Source organism: Streptomyces sp. NPDC046557 (assembly GCF_040645975.1).
Classification (GTDB): domain Bacteria; phylum Actinomycetota; class Actinomycetes; order Streptomycetales; family Streptomycetaceae; genus Streptomyces.
Genome location: NZ_JBEYZH010000036.1, coordinates 1 through 18,372 on the forward strand (window position 1 = coordinate 1; position 18,372 = coordinate 18,372).

The window sequence follows — 18,372 nt, forward strand, 5'->3', positions numbered from 1 at the left end:
CCGCTACGAACGCAAAGCCGAACACTTCCTCGCCTTCACCAGCATCGCCTGCACCCTCATCTGCTACCGAAGACTCGCCAAATGAGATGACGTCTAAGTGCCCCGGGGGCCGGTTACTCAGCCGGCTGGCCCGAGCGCCCCTGGCCTTGAAACGGTGGAGCCCATGCACAGTCGTACCGCCCGATTCCCCTATCGCACCCTGACAGCCGCGGCCGTCTTGGCCGTCGGCAGTCTCCTGGCCCTGCCGGCTCCGGCGGGTGCCCACGCACCGGCCGGGGGGAAGTTCGAGCGCGAGGCCAGTGGTGCTTTCACCTCGCCTCGCATCCCGGCCGGCGCCAAGGTCATGATCACCGCCATGGGCGCGGGCGGGGGCGGGGGCGGCGCCTACGGCGGGGGCGGTGGCGGGGGCGGTGGCGGCCGGGTTGTCTGCGAACTGAAGAACTTCGCGGGCGGCACCATCGGCGGCTTCGTGGCCGGTGGGGGCGGAGGCGGAAAGTTCCACAACCGTGCCGGAGCGAACGGCGCCGGCGGCATCGGCGCCACCGCCGCCACTACCGGGAAGTCCGGCGCTGGCGGTGTGGGTGGCCAAGGCGCCACCCCTGCGGGCAACCGCGCCGGCGAGAACCCCGGAGCAGGCGGCACCGGAGGAGAACACAGCGCCGACGGCAGCGGCGCGGGCGGCGGCGGAGGCGCAACCACCGTCGACGGGTTCGTCACCGCCGGCGGCGGGGGCGGTGGCGGAGGCGGCGCATCGCGAGGTGGTGGCGGTTGGGGTGGCGGCGGTGACTTCACCGAACCGTTGCAACATGCTCGGCGAAGTCACCGCCGGCAACAAAGGTGGCAACGGCGACGGCAACCGGGGCGGCTCCGGAGGCAACCGCGTCGGCGGTGACGGCGGCGGCAGCGGCAGCGGCTACAAAGAAGGCGGCGGCGACAACGGCAGGCGTGGCGGCGGAGGCGGCGGTAGCCTCTTCGGCGCCGCCGGCGGAGGCGACGGCGGCCACGGCCACATCACCATCACCTGGACCTAGAGCATAGACCGGCGCCGGACTCCTCACCCGCACCCGAGAAAGCACTCAAATCCGCTCCCGGTCACTGTCGGCGGTGGCGGGGGCGCAGCGTTTGCGGGTGTCCCAGCACGTTCCGACGTGGACGCGGCCCGGCGGCCGGCCGGCGCCGATCTCGCGCTCGACCAACCACGCGGGCGGCTCGGCGGGCGGGTGTCGCCGCGTGGCGGCGGCTTCGGCTTCCTCGGCCGCGTTCAGCGCTCGCTCGGCGCGGCCGAGCTCCCCGCGGAGGTAGGTGACCAGTGTCCGCAGGCGCGGGAGGTCGGGCGGCAGGACGGTCACCGCTCAGGCCCCGTACTGCGCCTGCCGGGCGGCCTTGCACGCCTCGCACAACGGGTTGGCGGGAGCGCCGTAGCGCGCACACGGCCGGTGGCAGGCGGCACACGGTCCGGTCTGGCTCGGTGCCCAGGTCATGACCTGCGGCCGGGGTGCGGGGGCGGGGGAGGTCATGGCGGCCTCCTGGGGTGCGGCGGACTCTCCTATTCCATCATGTGTTCGATTTTCTGGCCCAGCTCTGCCGTCTGCTGTCGAGTAGGTCGTGTGACCGAGCGGCCTACTTGGCCAGTGAGCATTTCAGTTGGCCAGTCGTGCGCTCAGCAGGGTTGCAACCTGTACCCAGGTACAGGTTTACCGTCGGAGGTGTCCCCGGTTGCGGGGGGATGTGATGACGGGAGTGAGCGCGATGAGTGATCTTGCGTGGGTGCCGCAGTCCTGCACTCTGCCCACCGAGGAGCGGCCCCTGCGGGTCGCGGAGTGGGACGCGTTGTTCGCCGAGCGGCTGACCTCGCTGTCCCGACCCCATCAGCTCCGCCTGCGCCTTGCCCTGGCAGGCGGGCCGGGTATCGAGGACCGGGTGCGGGACTTGGTGGAGCGCGAGAGCGGCTGCTGCTCGTTCTTCACCTTCACCACCAACGTCGGCGAAGGCCAGATCATGCTGGACATCGCGGTAGACCAAGTGCACGAGGCAGTGCTGGACGCGCTGGCCGTACGGACCGCTGCCGCTGGGGAGCAGCGGTGAACGCGGGCCTGCGCAGCGGGCAGGTCGCCGAGGCGGCTGGGGTGAACGTACAGACGTTGCGCTACTACGAGCGGCGCGGCCTGCTGGCCGAGCCGGAGCGCAGCAATGGCGGCCACCGCCTCTACGGCGAGGACGCGGTGACCGCGCTGCGGGTGATCAAGGCCGCCCAGCGGCTCGGGTTCACGCTGGAGGAGGTCTCCGAGCTCCTGGAGGCCGGCCGCCACCGGCACGGCCGTCCCGTGGCGGGGCTCCAGGAGCGTGCCGCGGCCAAGCTCGCTGAGGTCGACGCGAGGATCACCGACCTCGCCACCATCCGTACCGCCCTGACCGCAGCCGTCGAGGCGGGCTGCGACGACCTGACCGTGTGCGCGTCCAGCACGTGCTGCCCCATCCCCTTCACCGACCTCGCTGAGGAGAACCGCCATGCCGGCCCCTGCTGCTGACCCTCGCCCCCAGCGCACCCCGAAGGCACTCGGGGGACTTGCCGCGCTGGCCTGTGTGGCGTGCTGCGCGCTGCCCGTCCTGATCACGGCCGGGGTCGTCGGCGCCGGGGCCGGGGTGGTGGTGGGCTGGTTGCCCGCCCTCGCCGTCGTCCTGGCCGTGCTCGCCGCCGGAACCCGGTGGCTCGGCCGGCGCCGCCGATCCTGCTCCTGCGCGCCGAAGACCGCAGGTGAGGGCGGGTGTGGCTGCAAGGGGCCAGCCGACCCGTTGAAGATCAGCGGCGCGGGCCGCCGGTAGGGTCGGCTCGTATGACTATCGCTCGTTCCATTGCCCTGTTCGTCGTCGCCGCCCTCTTCGAGATCGGCGGCGCCTGGCTCGTCTGGCAGGGCATCCGCGAGCACAAGGGCTGGATCTGGATCGGCGCCGGCATCATCGCGCTGGGCCTGTACGGCGTGGTGGCCACCTTCCAGTCCGACGACAACTTCGGCCGCATCCTCGCCGCGTACGGCGGCATCTTCGTGGCCGGGTCGATCGTCTGGGGCATGGTCGCCGACGGCTACCGACCCGACCGCTACGACGTCATCGGCGCCCTGGTCTGCCTCGCCGGAATGGCCGTGATCATGTACGCCCCCCGCTCGCACTGACTCCGTTCCAGCCCTGAAGTACCAGCTCAGCTGGCCCCGGACGCCTGGAACGAGCGCGTCGAAGGCGTACCGAAAATCTGAGCGCCGCAGCTGGCCAGACTGGCCAACTGTGGCGCTCTCAGTCACACCTGCTCTGCTCCCCTGCTTGTCGAGTGGCTGTGACTGAGCGCGCCAGTTGGCCTGTGAGCAGTTCAGTTGGCCCGTTCTGTGCTCCGCACGATTGCTTTTCGCCCGCGATCGCCCTGCGGGAATCTGCCGATCTTCGCTCTTGTGTTTGCGCTCCACGCTTGTGCACCAAGATCAGTCCGACGGCACAAGGCCGTCAGGACTCCCCTGGGGTGGACATGAGCGATCGGCAGACCGGAACCGTGAAGTGGTTCAATGACGAGAAGGGCTTCGGCTTCATCACGCCGCAGAGTGGCGATGACCTCTTCGTGCACTTCAAGGCCATTCAGTCGGACGGATTCAAGTCCCTGAAGGAAGGCCAGCAAGTCTCGTTCATTGTTACCCGCGGGCAGAAGGGCATGCAGGCGGAGGAGGTGCAGGTCATCTAACGCTCTCCCTGAACCGCGACCTGTGACTGAGCGCGCCAGTTGGCCAGACCGGTCAACTGGCGCGCTCAGTCACAGCGGCTTGCGTTCGTCGGGTTCCGCCGTCCGGCGTTCTCGTCGGGCCGTGTGTGCGGGCGCGGGTCAAGCTGGCGCCGGCGTCGAGGGCGAGGGAGGCATTGGGGATGGTGTTGCGTCCGCCGGTGGAGCCGATGTTGGCGCAGGCCGCAGAGGTGATGCCGCCCGTGCGCCCGCTCGCTTCCGGGGTGGCGTATGAGCAGAAGTTCGACGGGTATCGGGTGCTGGTGTTCACTCCGGCCGCCCCGGGTGGGCGGGTGCTGCTCCAGACCCGCCGCGGCGCCCTAATCCAGGGTGCGTTCCCCGATCTCGTTGCGGCCGCCGAGGCGCAGTTGCCGCACGGCCTGGTCCTCGATGGCGAGCTGCTGGTCTGGGACGCCGGGGCCGGTGCCTTGTCGTTCGAGGGGTTGCAGCGTCGGGCCGCCGCCCGCACCCGCAGCGCTCCCGCGCTGGCCGTGAAGCTGCCGGCGTTTTTCGTGGTGTTCGACGTTTTGCAGATCGACGGCCAAGAGCTGCTGCACCTGCCGTATGTGGAGCGCCGCGCCCGCCTGGAGGCCCTGTTCGCCGACCACGCCCTGACAGCCCCGTGGATCCTGTGTCCGATGACCACGGACCCGGCCCAGGCCCGCGAATGGCTCGACTCGTGGACGGACGTGTCCGGCGTCGAAGGCATCGTGGTCAAGCCCCAGACCAGCCGCTACACGCCTGGCCACAGGGGGGCGTGGACCAAGGTCAGACGACGGGACACCACCGAGGCGATCATCGGCGCCACCACCGGCACCCTCACCCGCCCGCAACTCCTCGTCCTGGGCCGCCACGACCAGGACGGCCGACTGCGCGCGGTCGGCCGCACGGTACCGCTGCGCACGGAGGCGGCCCGCCTGGTCGCCGAGCACCTGGCCGCCGCCGCCCCCGGACACCCCTGGGAAGGCGTCACGTTCGCCGCGACCTGGGGGTCCCGTGACGTCCTTAACGTGCGCCTGGTCCGCCCCGACCTGGTGGCCGAGATCAGCACCGACCGCTCGATCGACCAGGGCGGCGTCTGGCGCCACCCGCTCCGCTTCAAACGGCTGCGCCTGGACGTCACGGCCGAGGACGTACCCCGGTTCGGGCAGGGCCCGGCTGCGGCGGCCGGCTGACCGGCGCACCCTGCTGCCGGTCTCCTCGTTGGCCGGGCATGAAGATTTTCGCTCCCTCCACACTCGCTGTCGCGGCCCTGCTCCTGGCCGCCGTTCCAGCCTCAGCCGACGACACCCCCGGCGCCAACAAGGGCGCCATCGGGCAAGGCAGCTCATCGCTCGGCTTCGGCGCCGACGGCACGGACGGGGACAGCGGTGGCGGTCACGCGTCATCGAACCGCCACCTCGTGAAGACGGGTGACCCGGGGGCCCTCTCCGACCTGGTCAACAACCTGTCGAACCCGCAGCCTCAGTGAACACGCTCTGAGCCGGCCGACGGCCTCGACCGTCGTCCTGCGGCCCGCCTGAGCGGGCGCCTCCGACGGCCCCAGCGCGGGTCGCCACCACCTGGTGGCGGCCCGCGCTGTCGTGTGCCCGGGGCCGGCCCCGGTTTCCCCGCAGGGGTGAATCGGGCCCTCGCGTACGCGTAGGCGGCTTGTGCGGTGTGCTCCCAACTCGCCACGGAATCAGGGCTATTGACAACAAACGGGATCTTTCGGCATGTTTCCGGCGCGGCCCGATCGTCGGGCCGTCTGATGTGCGATTGGGGTGCGTTTCATGACGCGTTCGGTGCGTGAGAGCTACGACGAGTACGCGGCTGCGGGCCGGTTGCGGGTTCCGGTGGCGGCGTGGCGGTGGGCGACCGGCTGCGGTCTGGTTCCGCCGGCGGACGCCGGCCCCGGCCTGTGGTCGCGGGCGGTGGTGGAAGCCGCAGACCCCGAGGCGGTGCGTGCGGCGCTGCGCGGCTCGGTGGGTGCGGGGTGGGCGGCGGACCGGCTGACCGAGGCCCTGGGGATGCCGCTCCCGATTCTCCGGCCGAGGGTGAGGGCCTCGGCGGTCGGCCGCCTCGTCAAGGCCGGTCTCCTGGTCTACCTCGGCGGCGACGTCGAGTTCCCCGACGTCCACCCGGACCAGGTGGCCGCACTGGCGCGCCGCCGGGACCTGCCGGGGTCGGTCGGAGTGGAACGCCACGCGGTGGCGTACGCGGGCCCGGGGGAGGCGTGCGCGTGCGAGCGGCACGACTGCGGGGGAGTCGTCCCCGTGTCCTGGTGCCGCGCGCCGAGGCGGCGCCCCGCAGGCCGGCCGGCCAGGCCAGGGTGAGGCGCAGGTCACCGGCCCCGGACCGGAACCGGTCGATCACCCGTACCGCCCCCAGCGCTCGACCGGCACGTGCCGCTGGGCCCGGACCAGGCCGCGGTACGCCTCGGCGTCCGCCGTACCGACTTCGATCAGGTGGTGCGCCTGGGTTGGCTGTACCCGGTCGCCTCGGTGGACGTCGACTACAAGCGCCACGGCGGGGTGACCACGGTCCCCCTGTACGACGCCCGGGACGTCGCGCTCTTGGAGGTGGTCCGTCCCTCGGTGGACTGGCGGGCGGTGCGCACCGTGGCGGCGGGCCGGCGCTCCCCGCTCGCCGCCCTGGACCCGATTGCCCCGGGCGGTGATCGGGTGTTCCTGGCGGAGGGCGCCAACGGGCCGGTACCGGGCGCGTTCAGGCGGCGCAGCGATGCCCCGAACTCGCCGGCCGCCAGCTCGGCCATGTCGGCGTCGTCGTCGGTGGACCAGCCGGACAACACGTCCTCCCCCGCCGGGTAGTCGGTCAGGGTCAGCCACGGGTCATCGAGGCGGAACCGGTGTGTGTGGCGCCCTCGGGGCCGGCCAGCACCAGTGAGGCGACCGTGGGCCCCGTGGGGATTTCGATCTTGTCGTGGGCGAGGAGCCATGCGACCACGGCGTGGCGGTCGAACTGCGGGTGCACGTCCGTGCCGGCCACCGGGTCCGGGAAGTCGTCATGCCGGCGACGCCAGTTCACCACCGCCGCTCGGCCCACCCGGGCGATCCGCGCCGAGCCCTGCCCGTGTCTGGCTTCCCCTCCTCAGCTGAACGGGGCCTTCGCGCCGAACCAGCGGCTGCCGACTGCATTGGGCCATGAGGACAGGTCTCCAGGCTGCGGGATGGCACAAGAGCACCTTCAGCGACGACTTCGACAACGCCTGCCCTCTTCCGGGACAGGGTCGGGCCTGAGGATCTCTGCCGAGCAGCGTCCGGAAAGCAGCGCGAGGCCGTTGCCCTCGGTGCCGGGAGTCTCCATCGGGGCTGCCGCCCTCACCTCACCAGACGCGTAGGTCGACTGCGCCACGGCCAAGGAGAGGACGGCTACTCACACGGCATCCTCGGGGAGCCGGTAGGCAACAAGCGCATCAGCGGCGGTGGCGTGCGTGGTCAAGACCGTGTCCAGGCCGGTCATGCTCAGCATCCGTTGCAAGCGGTCGGGAATGGCGACCAGGCTCATCGAGCCGCTGGCCGCTTGGGCCGCATGCCAGATACCGATGAGGGCGCTGAGGCCGGCGGAGTCGCAGAACTCCACCTGGGACATGTCCATGACGAGGTGGTGTTGGCCCTGCTCGATCAGTTCGAGGACGCGGGGGCGCAGAGCCGGGGCGGTGTGCAGGTCCACGTCACCCGTCAGGGAGAGGACGGCGAGGGGGCCACGGGTGTACTGGAGGTTCAGCTGCGGGTCATCGGTCACGGCTGGTCATCGCTCCTCGCCGTTGCTTTCGGGGGCGGCGGTGGTGTGGGCGGTAGCCGCCGCGCCTTTGCCGGCAGCCTCGAACGTGGGGATGGACAGAGCGAGCAGGGCGACGTCGTCACCCGCGCCGTCGGCCAGGGGTTCCAGTACAGCAACGGCGTCCTTGACCAGAGTGCCGGCGCTGACGGGCCCCGTGCGGCGGGCGAGGAATTGGGTGATTCCTTCCTCGCCCAGCATGGTTCCCTCGGGGGTGCGGGCTTCACTCAGGCCGTCGGTGTACAGCAGGAGGCCTTCTCCGGGTTGCAGGTTCAGCGTCGTAGCGGCGAAATGCGCTTCGGGAAGTGCACCGATCAGCATGCCGCCCTTGGGCTGCACCGCCTCCACTACTACTGGTCCGTCGCCGTCGGCGGGAGAGAGATGGTAGGCCGGAGGGTGACCGCCGGTGGCCACGGTGACGGTGAAGCCCTTGTCGTGTGTCGGGGTGAGCAGGCCGAAGACGGCCGTGCAGAAGCGGCTGCCGGCCCACACATCGGCCAGCAGGGCGCTGTTCAGGGCCTGCAACACCGCCACCGGGTCGGGAGTGAGCTGAGCTGCGGCGCGCAGGGTGTAGCGGGCCAAGGAGGTCACGGTGGCGGCTTCGGCTCCCTTGCCGCACACATCGCCCAGGAAGAAAGCCCACCGTCCGCTGTCGAGGGGGAAGATGTCGTAAAAGTCGCCTCCGACATCGTAGACGGAGGCAGTGTGGTAGTGGCAGGCCAGCTCCAAGCCGGGCACCGTCGGCAGCGCGGGGGGCAGCAGAGTGCGCTGTAGGGTAGAGGCGAAGGAGGCAATGGCTGCCTTGTCCTTCTCGGCCCGCTCGCGCGCCTCTCGCTCATCTTGCCGCTGCTGCTGCTCGTACCGGAGAGTTTTGAGCGCGGTCAACCGCAGTTCCATCTCGTCCATCACGATCGCGGCCAGATCCGCCAGGGTGGCGGTGTCCTTTTCGGTGATGGCGCGCGGTGTGGTGTCCAGGATGTTCACCGTGCCCAACCGGTGCCCGTCGGATGTGGTGATCGGAGCAGCTGCGTAAAAGCGTACGCCCATGGGGCCGGTGACCAGCGGGTTGTCGCAGGCCACATCGTCAAGCAGGGTGTCGGGGATCACCAGCGCCTCATCGCGCAGCACGGCCGAACCGCACAGTCCGGGATCGCGGCCGATCTCGCTCACACCCTCCAGGCCGTGCGCGGCCTTGAACCAGATGCGGTCCTCATCCACGATCGTCACCGTCGCCACCGGCACGTCGAACAGCCGGGCAGCCATGGCCGCGACGCGGTCGAATGCCCCGTCGGGCGGGGTGTCGAGGATGTTGTAGCGGCGTACCGCTGCCATGCGGCCGGCCTCGACCGCCGGCTCAAGCACCAGATGCGGGCGCTGGCCGGGCTCGTGGCCGAATGCCGAAGCCGGTTGGGGCATCGGCTTTCCACCTCCCTAGACCCGCAGCCGCCGGGTGCGGCTCGGACTGCGGAAGCGTAAACGGATGACGTGCACAAACGCCACTGCCCTGATCGGCCGCGGCTCCTGGCAAGAGCAGGCTCCCTGCGCCAGGCAAGGGGTGCCGCCGCATGAAGCAGGGCGGATTATGCTTCGGAGCTGCCGGGGTCTCGTGCACCGGTCCAGCCTTCGGAGCGGATCAGGACAGCCGGAGCGGCAGCCGTAAGGGAGAGGGCGAAGCGGTGAGTGGTGCGGACCACGTCGAGGCGGCGGACCTGCTGTTCCCCGGCAATAGCGAGATGGCCCGGCGCATGCGCGCACACCCGTGGGCTGATACGCCCCTGGGCGCCCCGGACACCTGGCCGGCGAGCCTGCGCACAGCGGTACGGATCTGCCTCACCTCTCGCTTCCCCATGATCGTGTGGTGGGGCGGCGAGCTGCGGTTCCTCTACAACGACGCCTACCTTCCCCTGCTGGGCACCAACCATCCCGCCACCGCCAAGCCGGGCCACGAGGTGTGGGGGGAGATCTGGCACATCATCGGGCCGATGCTCCGGTCGGTGCTGGTCACTGGTGAGGCGACCTGGTCAGAGGATCTGCTGTTGCCGCTGTACCGGCACGGCTACCTGGAAGAGACGTACTGGACGTACTCCTACAGCCCTCTGCACGACGACGTCGGTGCGGTGCGCGGCGTGTTCACCGCAGTGAGTGACACCACCGAGCGCGTCATCGGCGAGCGTCGCCTGGCGGTCCTTCACGACCTGGGTGCCCAGGCAGGCAGCGCCCGTACGGTGACAGAGGCGTGCGAACTCGTTGCGAGGGCGCTGGACCGGGCGGACAAGGACGTGCCGTTCGCGGCGATCTACCTGCGCCAGCCGGACACGCAGGAGCTTGTACTAAACGCCAGCAGCCCGGCCGGCGCCGATCCGGCAGGCGGGGCCGGTACCTGGCCTCTGGAGCAGGCCCTGCACACCGGCGAGCCGGTCGTAGTCGAGGACTTGGCTCAGCGATTCGATCCGCTGCCCAGCGGTGCCTGGCAAGCGGCACCGACGCAAGCCGTGGTGCTTCCCTTGCCCGGTGAAACCGGCGCCGACAGTGTCGGGGTGATCGTGCTGGCGGCCTCCGCAGGCCGGATGCTGGACGAGGCATACCATTCCTTCCTCCAACTCGTGGCGAGGCAGACCGCGGATCTGGTCAATGCCGCCTTCGCCTATCAGGCCCAGCAGCGCAGGGCTGAAGAGCTGGCTGAGCTGGACCGCGCCAAAACCGCGTTCTTTTCCAACATCAGCCACGAATTCCGCACTCCGCTCACCCTGATCATGGGACCTTTGGAGGAACTGCGAAACCGTCACTCCGACACAAATGAACAGGCGCGCGAGGAACTGGAGGTCATCCACCGCAACGGCCTGCGCTTGGGCAAGCTGGTCAACACTCTGCTCGACTTCTCCCGCATCGAGGCCGGCCGCATGCAGGCCCGTTACGAGCCGGTGGACCTGGCCGCCGTCACCGCCGAACTAGCCAGCGTCTTCCGCTCCGCGATCGAAAAGGCGGCCCTCGCCTTCGGCGTGGACTGCCCACCGCTTGAGGAACCGGTCTACATCGACCGCGGCATGTGGGAGAAGGTCGTCCTCAACCTCCTCAGCAACGCCCTGAAGTTCACCTTCGACGGGTCAGTCCGTGTCACCCTGCGACGCGAGCAGGAACACGCCGTGGTGACCATCGCAGACACCGGCATCGGTGTACCACAAGAAGAAATGCCCCGGCTGTTCGAGCGATTCCACCGCATCGAGAACGCCCAGTCGCGATCCAACGAGGGAAGCGGCATCGGGCTGGCCCTCGTACGGGAGCTGGTCGGCCTGCACGGCGGCACCATCACCGCCCACAGCAGCGAAGGCGAAGGCACCACCTTCACCATCCGGCTACCCTTCGGCCACGCTCACCTACCCGCTGATGCCCTGGCCCCGGCCAGCGGATCGGAGGCGGTATCCGCTACGGCCGATCCTTACGTGCAGGAGGCCCTGCGGTGGCTGCCCAGCAGTGAAGCGTCAACAACCAAGCCGTCAGCCATGGTCTCCGTCGACGGCCCCGTATACCCACAGGGCTCCGCCCCCGTTCCGGCACGGGTACTGGTCGCGGACGACAACGCCGACATGCGCGAGTACCTTGCCCGACTGCTGCACTCGGGCGGCTACGAAGTCCAAACGGTCACCGACGGACGGGCGGCCCTGCAAGCGGTACGCGCCGACGCACCCGATCTCGTGGTCAGCGATGTGATGATGCCGCGCCTGGACGGCCTCGGCCTGCTCGCCGCGCTGCGCGCAGACCCACGCACGGCGAGCATGCCGGTGCTGTTGCTGTCAGCACGAGCCGGGCAGGAGGCGTCCATCGAGGGGCTTCAAGCCGGCGCCGACGACTACCTGGTCAAGCCGTTCTCCGCCGCCGAGTTGCTGGCCAGGGTGCGGGCGAACGTGGAGCTGTCCCGAGTACGGAATCACCACGCCCGGTGGCGCACAGCGCTGGTGGACTCCCTGCAGGAGGCGTTCTTCGTCTGCGACGAGACCGGCGCCGTCATCGAAATCAACGCGGCATTCACCGACGTCCTCGGCTACGGCCCCGAAGGGCTGCCCTACCCCCCCCTCCACCCGTGGTGGCCGAACGAAGCAGACGACCCCCAGGCATATCGCCTGGTGGCCGACGGCTACGCCAAAGTCATGGGACAAACCCGGGGCAGCTACACCGTTCCCGTCACTCACCGCGACGGACATCGACTATGGGTGACATTCACCTTCAACGAGGTCGAGGACCCAGATACCGGTCGGCGCTTGGTAGTCGGGACCTTCCGTGACGTCACCGCCGAGCACTACGTGGTACAACGCGAAAGTGCCCTGGCCGCTGTAAGCGTGCGCCTCTCCAAAGCCACCAGTCTCTCCGACGCCCTGACGGGCGCCCTGGACGAGCTGAAGCGCGTGTGGCGCGCCGAGTACGCGCTGGCCGCTGTCTTCGACGGCGCCGAGGTCCCTGTCCTTTCCTCCGCCGCCCCCGACCTTCACTGGGAGAACCTGGCCGAGGAACACCGAGCCGCCCTCACCGCCCTGCGCAATCGTCCCCTACTCGCCCCCACCAAGGACGACAACTGCGGAGCAGGCATCACGCTGGACCACCCCAAGGGCCTCCTCGCCCTGTGGATCGACTTGGGCGAGAGGCGGCCGTTCACCACCGAGGACCAGACCCTGCTCGCCCTGCTGGCCGGGCACATCGGGCAAGGTCTGCACCGCGCCTACCAAATCGACCAACAGCGAGAAACGGCCCTGGCGCTCCAGCGCGCCATTCTGGGGCCCTCCCATCTGCCCGCCGGTTTCGCCGTCCGATACGAGCCTGCCGCCCGTCCCCTGGAGGTCGGCGGCGACTGGTACGACACCATCACCCTGCCCGACGGGCGCATCGGTATCGTCGTCGGCGACTGCGTCGGCCGCGGCCTGGACGCCGCCACCGTCATGGGCCAACTGCGCAGCGCCTGCCGCGCCCTGCTCCTGCAAGACGCCAGTCCCGCCCAAACCCTTTCCGCTCTGGACCGGTTCGCCGCACTCATCCCAGGCGCGGTCTGCACCACCGTCTTCTGCGGCGTCCTCGATCCCGACAGCGGCCAGCTCACCTACTCCAGCGCCGGACATCCTCCAGGCATCCTGACTCACCGCGACGGCACCACGCGCCTGCTGGAAGACGGCCGTTCCATCCCGCTCGCCGTCCGCCCCGGCCACCCACGGCCCGACGCACAGTGCACCATGCCCGCCCGCGCCACGCTCCTGCTCTACACCGACGGCCTGGTCGAACGCCGCCGCCGCTCACTGGCCGTCGGCATCGAACAAGCCAGCGCCGCGCTTCGGGACGGTCGCACCAATGCAATCGACCACCTCGCCACCCACGTCATGACCTGGATGGCACCCGCCGACGGTTACGACGACGATGTCGCCCTGCTCCTCTACCGCCATCCCGCGCCCCTGGAAGTGACCTTCCCCGCAGAAACGTCCCAACTCGCCCCCGTACGCAGCGCCCTGCGCACCTGGCTCGACCGCTGCGAGCTGGCGCCCGAACAAGTCCAGAACGTCCTGGTGGCCGCAGGGGAGGCATGTGCCAACGCCATTGAACACGGACACTGCCACGCCCCCGGGCGCACCGTGCGTCTGCGCGCCGCCGCCACTGCTGACGGCCTGCACCTGACCATCTCCGACACCGGAACCTGGAAAACACCCCAGCCGGAAACCAACCAGCATCGCGGCCGGGGCATCACGCTGATGCGCGCCATCATGCACCAGGTCACCATTGAGCCCGGTCCTGCCGGCACCACCGTCGACATGCACACGAGGATCACCCCATGAAACCCCTGACCCTCAACGCTTCTCAGCGTCCCGACGGCGCCCTCGTCCTCACCGCCGTCGGTGAAATCGACATGGGAAACGTCGACGCCTTCGCCTCCGCTCTCACCCAGGCCGCTGCCGACCACACTTCCTTTGTCGTTGACCTCACCGCGGTGGACTACCTCGACAGCGCCGGCCTGACCGCACTGTTCGCCCACGCTGACCACATCGAGCTTCTCGCCAACCCGCTCCTCGCCCCCGTCCTGACCATCTCCGGCCTGGGGGAGCTGATCCCCATCCGTGGAATCGACCCCGATACCACTGTCGACGGCATCGAGTCCTGAAAGCGACACAGACTCCACCAGACCATGACCGACGAGCCTCTGCTCCGCTCGCGGCATGACCTGGCTTCCGGGAGGAGCGGCCTGCTTCTGGGGAGGCGGCCGTAAAAGGGGGCCTTTGGCGAACCGCCCCGGAACACGAGCGCGTTCTCTTGCCCGCCTGCAGTCATAAGAAACACATAAAATCGGCTGCATGGGTGGAGGATGGTCGGGCAGACGGTGTTTCGGAGGTTGATAACTATGGTTCCCCTGCTTCTCGTTCTTCTGCTCGCTCTGATCCTGTTCGGTGCCGGTTTCGCCGTGAAGATCCTCTGGTGGGTCGCCATCGCCGTGCTGGTGCTGTGGCTGATCGGTTTCGTCGCCCGTCCCAAGGGTGGTAGCGGCCGCTGGTATCGCTGGTAGCCGTCCGGCACAACGCAGCCGTGATGCTGGATGACGGTGGCCTGCCGTCCCCTTTCCGAGGGGGCGGCAGGCCACCGTCACGTCGTTGCGTCCTGGCGCAGATACCTACGGGTATCGGGTGGAAACGAATATTCGGGGGTATCCGGGCAGCAGCCGGGACGGTCGCCGTGACGCAGCAGGGGACCTGCTCACCTCCAACGATCGACGGCCGTCCCGGCCGGCTCCCGAGCCGACGTTCACCGCCACACGGCGTACCGCAACTCCCGGTCGCTCGGGGGTGTCCGCACGTCGGGACCGTGGTTCGTGGGGCGGATGCAGAAAGGCTCGTCGCCCGTGAAGGCGGCGTTCGCATCGGATTTCGGGTACACCTCGCCGAGCCAGACGTCCTCACCGTGTAGGCCGGCTTTTCCATCAACGTGTCGTGGCGGCGTTCTGCTGTCCCACTGGGCTCGACACTGGCACTGACGGTGCTGGCGATGACCGGGCAGAGGAACCTGCGGACATGCAGGCAGAGGACGACCCGTCTCTGCCTTGTCGAATTCCCTACACAGGCCGGCCTGCTCCGCCAACTGCCTGGCCAGCTCGACCAGGGCCTGCTGCACCCCGTGCACGTCGTTCTCGTCCACCACCGCCGTCACTGCATCCGCACGCCTGGCCGCCTCCTGCCACTGCCGCAGCAGCGTGGACTTCCCCACCCCACCCACCCCCCGCACATGGAACAGAAACTCCGCCGGATCGTCCTCAGACTGCGGGTCCTTCGACAAGTTCTCAGTGAACAGCGCCAACTGCGCCCGCCGGCCCACAAACCGCGCCTGGGTGCCCTGCCGTATCAGCGCACCCCTCGACAGACCCCGATTACCCGCTCCGTGCATCTCGCCACCCCCCCGTTACCTTGCCTACCTCGTCCCTGAGGCCGGCAGCGCATCCGCCCGAAGCCGACGCATCAGACGCAGGTCATCAGTGTCCGATCCGGGTCTCTCGTTTGTCAGCCAAGCGCGAGAGACCGCCCCCGCCAGTGATCGGAGCGGGCATGCAGGCGGGGCCGGAAGATCGCTTCTTGCGCCCGGGTGGAGGTGGGGATGACGACGACGCTGGACCGGGTCTTCGGGGTCTGGCTGAGGACGATGTCGTAGCGCCGGCCCCGTTGCCCGTGGCAGCGTTTGGCGTCGCCGAGGTCGACGGTTCCGGACGGGTGCCGAGCTTCACTCCACCGCCAGGCACCTCAGGAGTTCCGTTCGCGGAAGCGTCACCCTGACGGTCCCGTGAACGCGTGGCTCTCGCCTGTACTTCCACTTTTCCCTACTGACCTGCGCAGATCAGAAGCAGGCACTCCGTACTCCTCGGGGTCGGGGTCCAAACGGCGGGTCCGCCGCCGCGCCACTCGATTTTTGGCCCAGCTCTGCCCCCTGCTTGTCGAGCGGCTCGGTTCGTCGGGTTCCGCCATCCGGCGTTCTCGTCGGGCCGTGTGTGTGGGCGCGGGTCACGCTGGCGCTGGCGCTGGCGTCGAGGACGAATCATTACCGCTCCCCTTGCCATCACTGCGGACCGCGCCCGGCCGGCGCCTGCCGGGCACGGTCGTGGCCGCCCACGAGACGCCGAACCGGCCGAGTACCACAAGGGCCGGCTGCGCGCGGTCGGCCGCACCGTACCGCTGCGCACGGAGGCGGCCCGCCTGGTCGCCGAGCGGCAGCGGAGCGAGCCGCCCCCCGTCGGACCGTGTCCGGCGGGGGGCGGTGCGAGCAAGTGACGGTGTTCCCGGTAGGGCGGGAGCGTGCGTCAGCCCTTGGCGATGGCCATGCCGAGGAAGATGCCGACGATCAGCGCGGCACTGCCCGCACCCATCACCGCCCACGTTCCGCTCTGAGTGGCGGTGAACGTCGAGGTCATTCCCGCCTGCGTCGCGGCCTGTGTTGCCTGTGCGCCGGCCATGGACGCTTCCTGGACGGCCAGGCCCGTCTCCAGCTTCTGGACCTTGCTCTCCAGCTCGGATGTCTCCACCGTGCGGTTCCTTTCTGCCTGTGCCGGCTGGTTCCGGCGTCGCCCTGGATCCCTTCCCAGCCCTGGCGACGCGGTCGCGCGGGCAGAGCGGGGAGCACTCGATTGCCGTCGAGAGAGGACCAGTGGCAGTACGTCGGTGAGGGGCCCTGGTACAGGTGTTGATCGGGGTTGCCCTATGCGGATCCGCCGGTCGAGCTGTCGTCGGGAGCGGGTAGGGCGGCCTGCACGGCCGCGGCCAGAGCTGCGTGCAGGGGGAGGAAGTTTGCGATGTGCCGGTTTGGTGTCGGTGGGGGTTGGCAGTGACGGGTCGTGAGTCGGGTGTTTTTGTGTTGGTGGTATGACCTGGAGGCGTGTCCGTTACTGGCATGGAAGCGGTGTTTGGGGTGGTTGTTGCTGTCATGGGGCGGTACACCACCACGGTCTCCACTGCCACGGAAACGGTGCTTCTTAGCTTGACGTTTAACGTCGCACGTCACCCGACCTGCTGATCTGCGGTGTTTCCCAGGACGGCGGAGGCGGCCGTTCTCCACGCTTCGAGATGTCGAGTAACGAAGCACCAGAGAACGGCCGCTGCGTATGAGTCTCCCTGTCGACGCGTCTGCACGCGACGCGTTAGGCATCTTGTCCCGCTTTAGGGTCGAGTTCTACGAATGCCTCTACGCCCGAGCGGACGTGCTCTTCGAGCTCACCGACTCCGTGCTGTGCGCGGATGGGCCGGTGAACACCCTGGTCGAGTTGTCGCTGACGGCCGAGCACCGGCGGGGGCACGGCGCCTTGTACTCAGCGTTGGACCGGGGCTGGATCGAACCGACGCGTCTGCGTCGCGCTCTGGCGGAGTTGCCGCTGCCGAAGGCGGCCGACGGGCGGATCGTCCTGGCCGTGGACGTCAGCAACTGGCTCCGCCCCGACGCTCCCACCAGCGACGACCGACTGTTCTGCCACGTCTACGGACGTGGCGACCGCAGCTCGGACCAGCTCATCCCGGGCTGGCCGTACTCCTTCGTCGCCGTGCTGGAACCCGGCCGCACTTCCTGGTGCCAACTGCTGGACGCCGTGCGCCTCGGGCCCGCGGACGACGCCACGCTCGTGACCGCCGCCCAGCTGTGTGAGGTCGTGCAACGCCTGGTCAGCGCCGGGCACTGGAGGCCGGGCGACCCCGAGATCCTGATCGTGATGGACTCCGGTTACGACGTCGCCTACCTCTCCCACGCTTTGAGGGATCTGCCCGTCGTGCTGCTCGGACGACTGCGCTCGGACCGCGTGATGCTCCGCGACCCGGGCCCCGCCCGCTCCGGGCCGAAGGGCGGGCGGCCCCGCCGGCACGGCGGCGTCCTCACTTTCACCAAGCCCGACACCTGGCACGAGCCCGACGTCACCACCGCCACGGACACCACCCGCTACGGGAAGGCGGAGGCGATGGCATGGGACCGGATGCCTCCCAGGCTCACCCACCGTGGCCCCTGGCTGGAGCACGCGGAAGAGGAACTGCCCGTCCTGCACGGCACGTTGGTGCGGCTGAAGGTTGAGTACCTGCCGGGTGACCGCGATCCGAAGCCGGTTTGGCTGTGGTGCTCCGCCACCTCGGCCGCGCCGGCGGATGTGGACCGCTGGTGGCAGGCCTTTCTCCGGCGCTTCGACCTGGAGCACACCTTCCGGCTGATGAAACAGACCCTCGGCTGGACCGCGCCGAAGGTCCGCCGCGCCGACACGGCCGACCTGTGGACCTGGCTGATCATCGCCGCCCACACCCAGCTCTGCCTCGCCCGGCCTCTCGCTGAAGACCTCCGGCGCCCCTGGGAGCGGCGAGCCGAGCCTCGCCGCCTCACCCCCGCCCGGGTGAGGCGGGGGTTTCGCAACGTCCGCGCGACCGCGGCCCGCCCGGCAGCCGCACCGAAACCGTCCTTCCCGGGCCCTGGACGACCTCTGGGCTCGAAGAACAAGTACCAGGCCAAGCATCACGACGTAGGCAAGACGGTCAAACGCGCCGAGTCGATCAAGGAGCACCAAGCCCGCCGATGTTAAACGTCAAGCTCAGAGACCCAAGCCCGTGGTCGGCTGGGCATCGGCTGTCCCGTGGCGATCGGCTGCGACCACACTCGCACCTGAGCCACGAGCAGTAACCACCAAAGCCCAGTTCGACGCTGTGATGTCGGCCCAGGACCGGAAAGGCCGCATGGCAGATGGGGCAAGCGGCGCAAACCGCAGAGAGCGTAGGCTCCAGCAGCGCGGGGGCGCTTCGACCGGCCCGCAGTGTATACGGTTACAGTGGGCGAGCCCGTTGAGTGGCATAGCGCATCCGTGC

At 69.4% G+C, this 18,372-nt stretch carries 21 protein-coding genes; 14 read left to right on the plus strand and 7 right to left on the minus strand.

Going from position 1 to position 18,372, the window contains the following annotated elements; translation table 11 throughout:
* Positions 1-806 precede the first annotated feature (806 nt).
* Positions 807-1,031 (plus strand): hypothetical protein, encoded by a 225-nt coding sequence (locus tag ABZ934_RS31485; protein ID WP_361319648.1) that lies wholly within the window; start codon positions 807-809, stop codon positions 1,029-1,031.
* Positions 1,032-1,076: 45 nt separating this feature from the next.
* Here the strand turns inward: ABZ934_RS31485 and ABZ934_RS31490 are convergent, their stop codons facing one another.
* Positions 1,077-1,349 carry a DUF6233 domain-containing protein gene (locus ABZ934_RS31490; protein WP_361319651.1) on the minus strand — a complete coding sequence of 91 codons (273 nt, stop codon included), beginning with the start codon at positions 1,347-1,349 and terminating at the stop codon, positions 1,077-1,079.
* Positions 1,350-1,352: 3 nt separating this feature from the next.
* Positions 1,353-1,517, minus strand: a complete 165-nt coding sequence (locus ABZ934_RS31495) for a hypothetical protein (protein WP_361319654.1) — start codon at positions 1,515-1,517, stop codon at positions 1,353-1,355.
* 232 nt (positions 1,518-1,749) lie between these two features.
* Between ABZ934_RS31495 and ABZ934_RS31500 the strand changes: the two genes are divergently transcribed.
* The 9 genes from ABZ934_RS31500 (at position 1,750) to ABZ934_RS31540 (ending at position 6,570) form a co-directional block, all read left to right on the plus strand.
* Positions 1,750-2,085 (plus strand): hypothetical protein, encoded by a 336-nt coding sequence (locus ABZ934_RS31500; RefSeq protein ID WP_361319657.1) that lies wholly within the window; start codon positions 1,750-1,752, stop codon positions 2,083-2,085.
* Positions 2,082-2,528 (plus strand): MerR family transcriptional regulator, encoded by a 447-nt coding sequence (locus tag ABZ934_RS31505; RefSeq protein WP_361319660.1) that lies wholly within the window; start codon positions 2,082-2,084, stop codon positions 2,526-2,528. Before ABZ934_RS31500 ends, ABZ934_RS31505 begins: the two co-directional genes overlap by 4 nt.
* Positions 2,509-2,823, plus strand: coding sequence for a hypothetical protein (locus ABZ934_RS31510; protein ID WP_361319663.1), 315 nt, complete (start codon positions 2,509-2,511; stop codon positions 2,821-2,823). Before ABZ934_RS31505 ends, ABZ934_RS31510 begins: the two co-directional genes overlap by 20 nt.
* A gap of 11 nt (positions 2,824-2,834) precedes the next feature.
* Entirely contained in the window at positions 2,835-3,170 is a 336-nt protein-coding gene (locus ABZ934_RS31515) for a YnfA family protein (RefSeq protein ID WP_361319666.1), read from the plus strand.
* A gap of 344 nt (positions 3,171-3,514) precedes the next feature.
* Positions 3,515-3,724 (plus strand): cold-shock protein, encoded by a 210-nt coding sequence (locus tag ABZ934_RS31520; protein WP_214940509.1) that lies wholly within the window; start codon positions 3,515-3,517, stop codon positions 3,722-3,724.
* Between the two features lie 179 nt (positions 3,725-3,903).
* On the plus strand, positions 3,904-4,935 hold the full coding sequence (locus ABZ934_RS31525; protein ID WP_361319668.1) for an ATP-dependent DNA ligase: 1,032 nt from the start codon (positions 3,904-3,906) through the stop codon (positions 4,933-4,935).
* 38 nt (positions 4,936-4,973) lie between these two features.
* A complete protein-coding gene (locus tag ABZ934_RS31530) occupies positions 4,974-5,231 on the plus strand; it encodes a hypothetical protein (protein ID WP_361319671.1) in 258 nt (85 codons plus the stop codon).
* 301 nt (positions 5,232-5,532) lie between these two features.
* Positions 5,533-6,075, plus strand: coding sequence for a hypothetical protein (locus tag ABZ934_RS31535; protein ID WP_361319674.1), 543 nt, complete (start codon positions 5,533-5,535; stop codon positions 6,073-6,075).
* 69 nt (positions 6,076-6,144) lie between these two features.
* The gene (locus tag ABZ934_RS31540) at positions 6,145-6,570 is read left to right on the plus strand and encodes a hypothetical protein (RefSeq protein WP_361319677.1); all 426 of its coding nucleotides are present in this window, start codon (positions 6,145-6,147) and stop codon (positions 6,568-6,570) included.
* A gap of 10 nt (positions 6,571-6,580) precedes the next feature.
* Here ABZ934_RS31540 and ABZ934_RS31545 read toward each other — a convergent pair whose 3' ends face one another.
* From ABZ934_RS31545 to ABZ934_RS31555, 3 genes are all read right to left on the minus strand, one after another.
* Positions 6,581-6,805, minus strand: coding sequence for a hypothetical protein (locus ABZ934_RS31545; protein ID WP_361319680.1), 225 nt, complete (start codon positions 6,803-6,805; stop codon positions 6,581-6,583).
* 330 nt (positions 6,806-7,135) lie between these two features.
* On the minus strand, positions 7,136-7,504 hold the full coding sequence (locus tag ABZ934_RS31550) for an STAS domain-containing protein (RefSeq protein ID WP_361319683.1): 369 nt from the start codon (positions 7,502-7,504) through the stop codon (positions 7,136-7,138).
* Between the two features lie 6 nt (positions 7,505-7,510).
* Entirely contained in the window at positions 7,511-8,956 is a 1,446-nt protein-coding gene (locus ABZ934_RS31555) for a GAF domain-containing SpoIIE family protein phosphatase (RefSeq protein ID WP_361319686.1), read from the minus strand.
* 317 nt (positions 8,957-9,273) lie between these two features.
* Between ABZ934_RS31555 and ABZ934_RS31560 the strand changes: the two genes are divergently transcribed.
* From ABZ934_RS31560 to ABZ934_RS31570, 3 genes are all read left to right on the plus strand, one after another.
* Positions 9,274-13,350 carry a SpoIIE family protein phosphatase gene (locus ABZ934_RS31560; protein WP_361319719.1) on the plus strand — a complete coding sequence of 1,359 codons (4,077 nt, stop codon included), beginning with the start codon at positions 9,274-9,276 and terminating at the stop codon, positions 13,348-13,350.
* Positions 13,347-13,673, plus strand: a complete 327-nt coding sequence (locus ABZ934_RS31565) for an STAS domain-containing protein (RefSeq protein ID WP_361319689.1) — start codon at positions 13,347-13,349, stop codon at positions 13,671-13,673. Before ABZ934_RS31560 ends, ABZ934_RS31565 begins: the two co-directional genes overlap by 4 nt.
* A 237-nt stretch (positions 13,674-13,910) precedes the next feature.
* On the plus strand, positions 13,911-14,072 hold the full coding sequence (locus ABZ934_RS31570; protein WP_037792689.1) for a hypothetical protein: 162 nt from the start codon (positions 13,911-13,913) through the stop codon (positions 14,070-14,072).
* Positions 14,073-14,308: 236 nt separating this feature from the next.
* Here ABZ934_RS31570 and ABZ934_RS31575 read toward each other — a convergent pair whose 3' ends face one another.
* Together ABZ934_RS31575 and ABZ934_RS31580 are read right to left on the minus strand one after the other, a co-directional pair.
* Positions 14,309-14,944 carry an ATP-binding protein gene (locus tag ABZ934_RS31575; protein WP_361319692.1) on the minus strand — a complete coding sequence of 212 codons (636 nt, stop codon included), beginning with the start codon at positions 14,942-14,944 and terminating at the stop codon, positions 14,309-14,311.
* A gap of 904 nt (positions 14,945-15,848) precedes the next feature.
* Positions 15,849-16,070, minus strand: a complete 222-nt coding sequence (locus ABZ934_RS31580; RefSeq protein ID WP_361319695.1) for a hypothetical protein — start codon at positions 16,068-16,070, stop codon at positions 15,849-15,851.
* Positions 16,071-16,646: 576 nt separating this feature from the next.
* Here ABZ934_RS31580 and ABZ934_RS31585 point away from each other — a divergent pair.
* Positions 16,647-18,092, plus strand: a complete 1,446-nt coding sequence (locus ABZ934_RS31585) for an NF041680 family putative transposase (protein ID WP_361319698.1) — start codon at positions 16,647-16,649, stop codon at positions 18,090-18,092.
* The last annotated feature ends 280 nt before the right edge of the window (positions 18,093-18,372 follow it).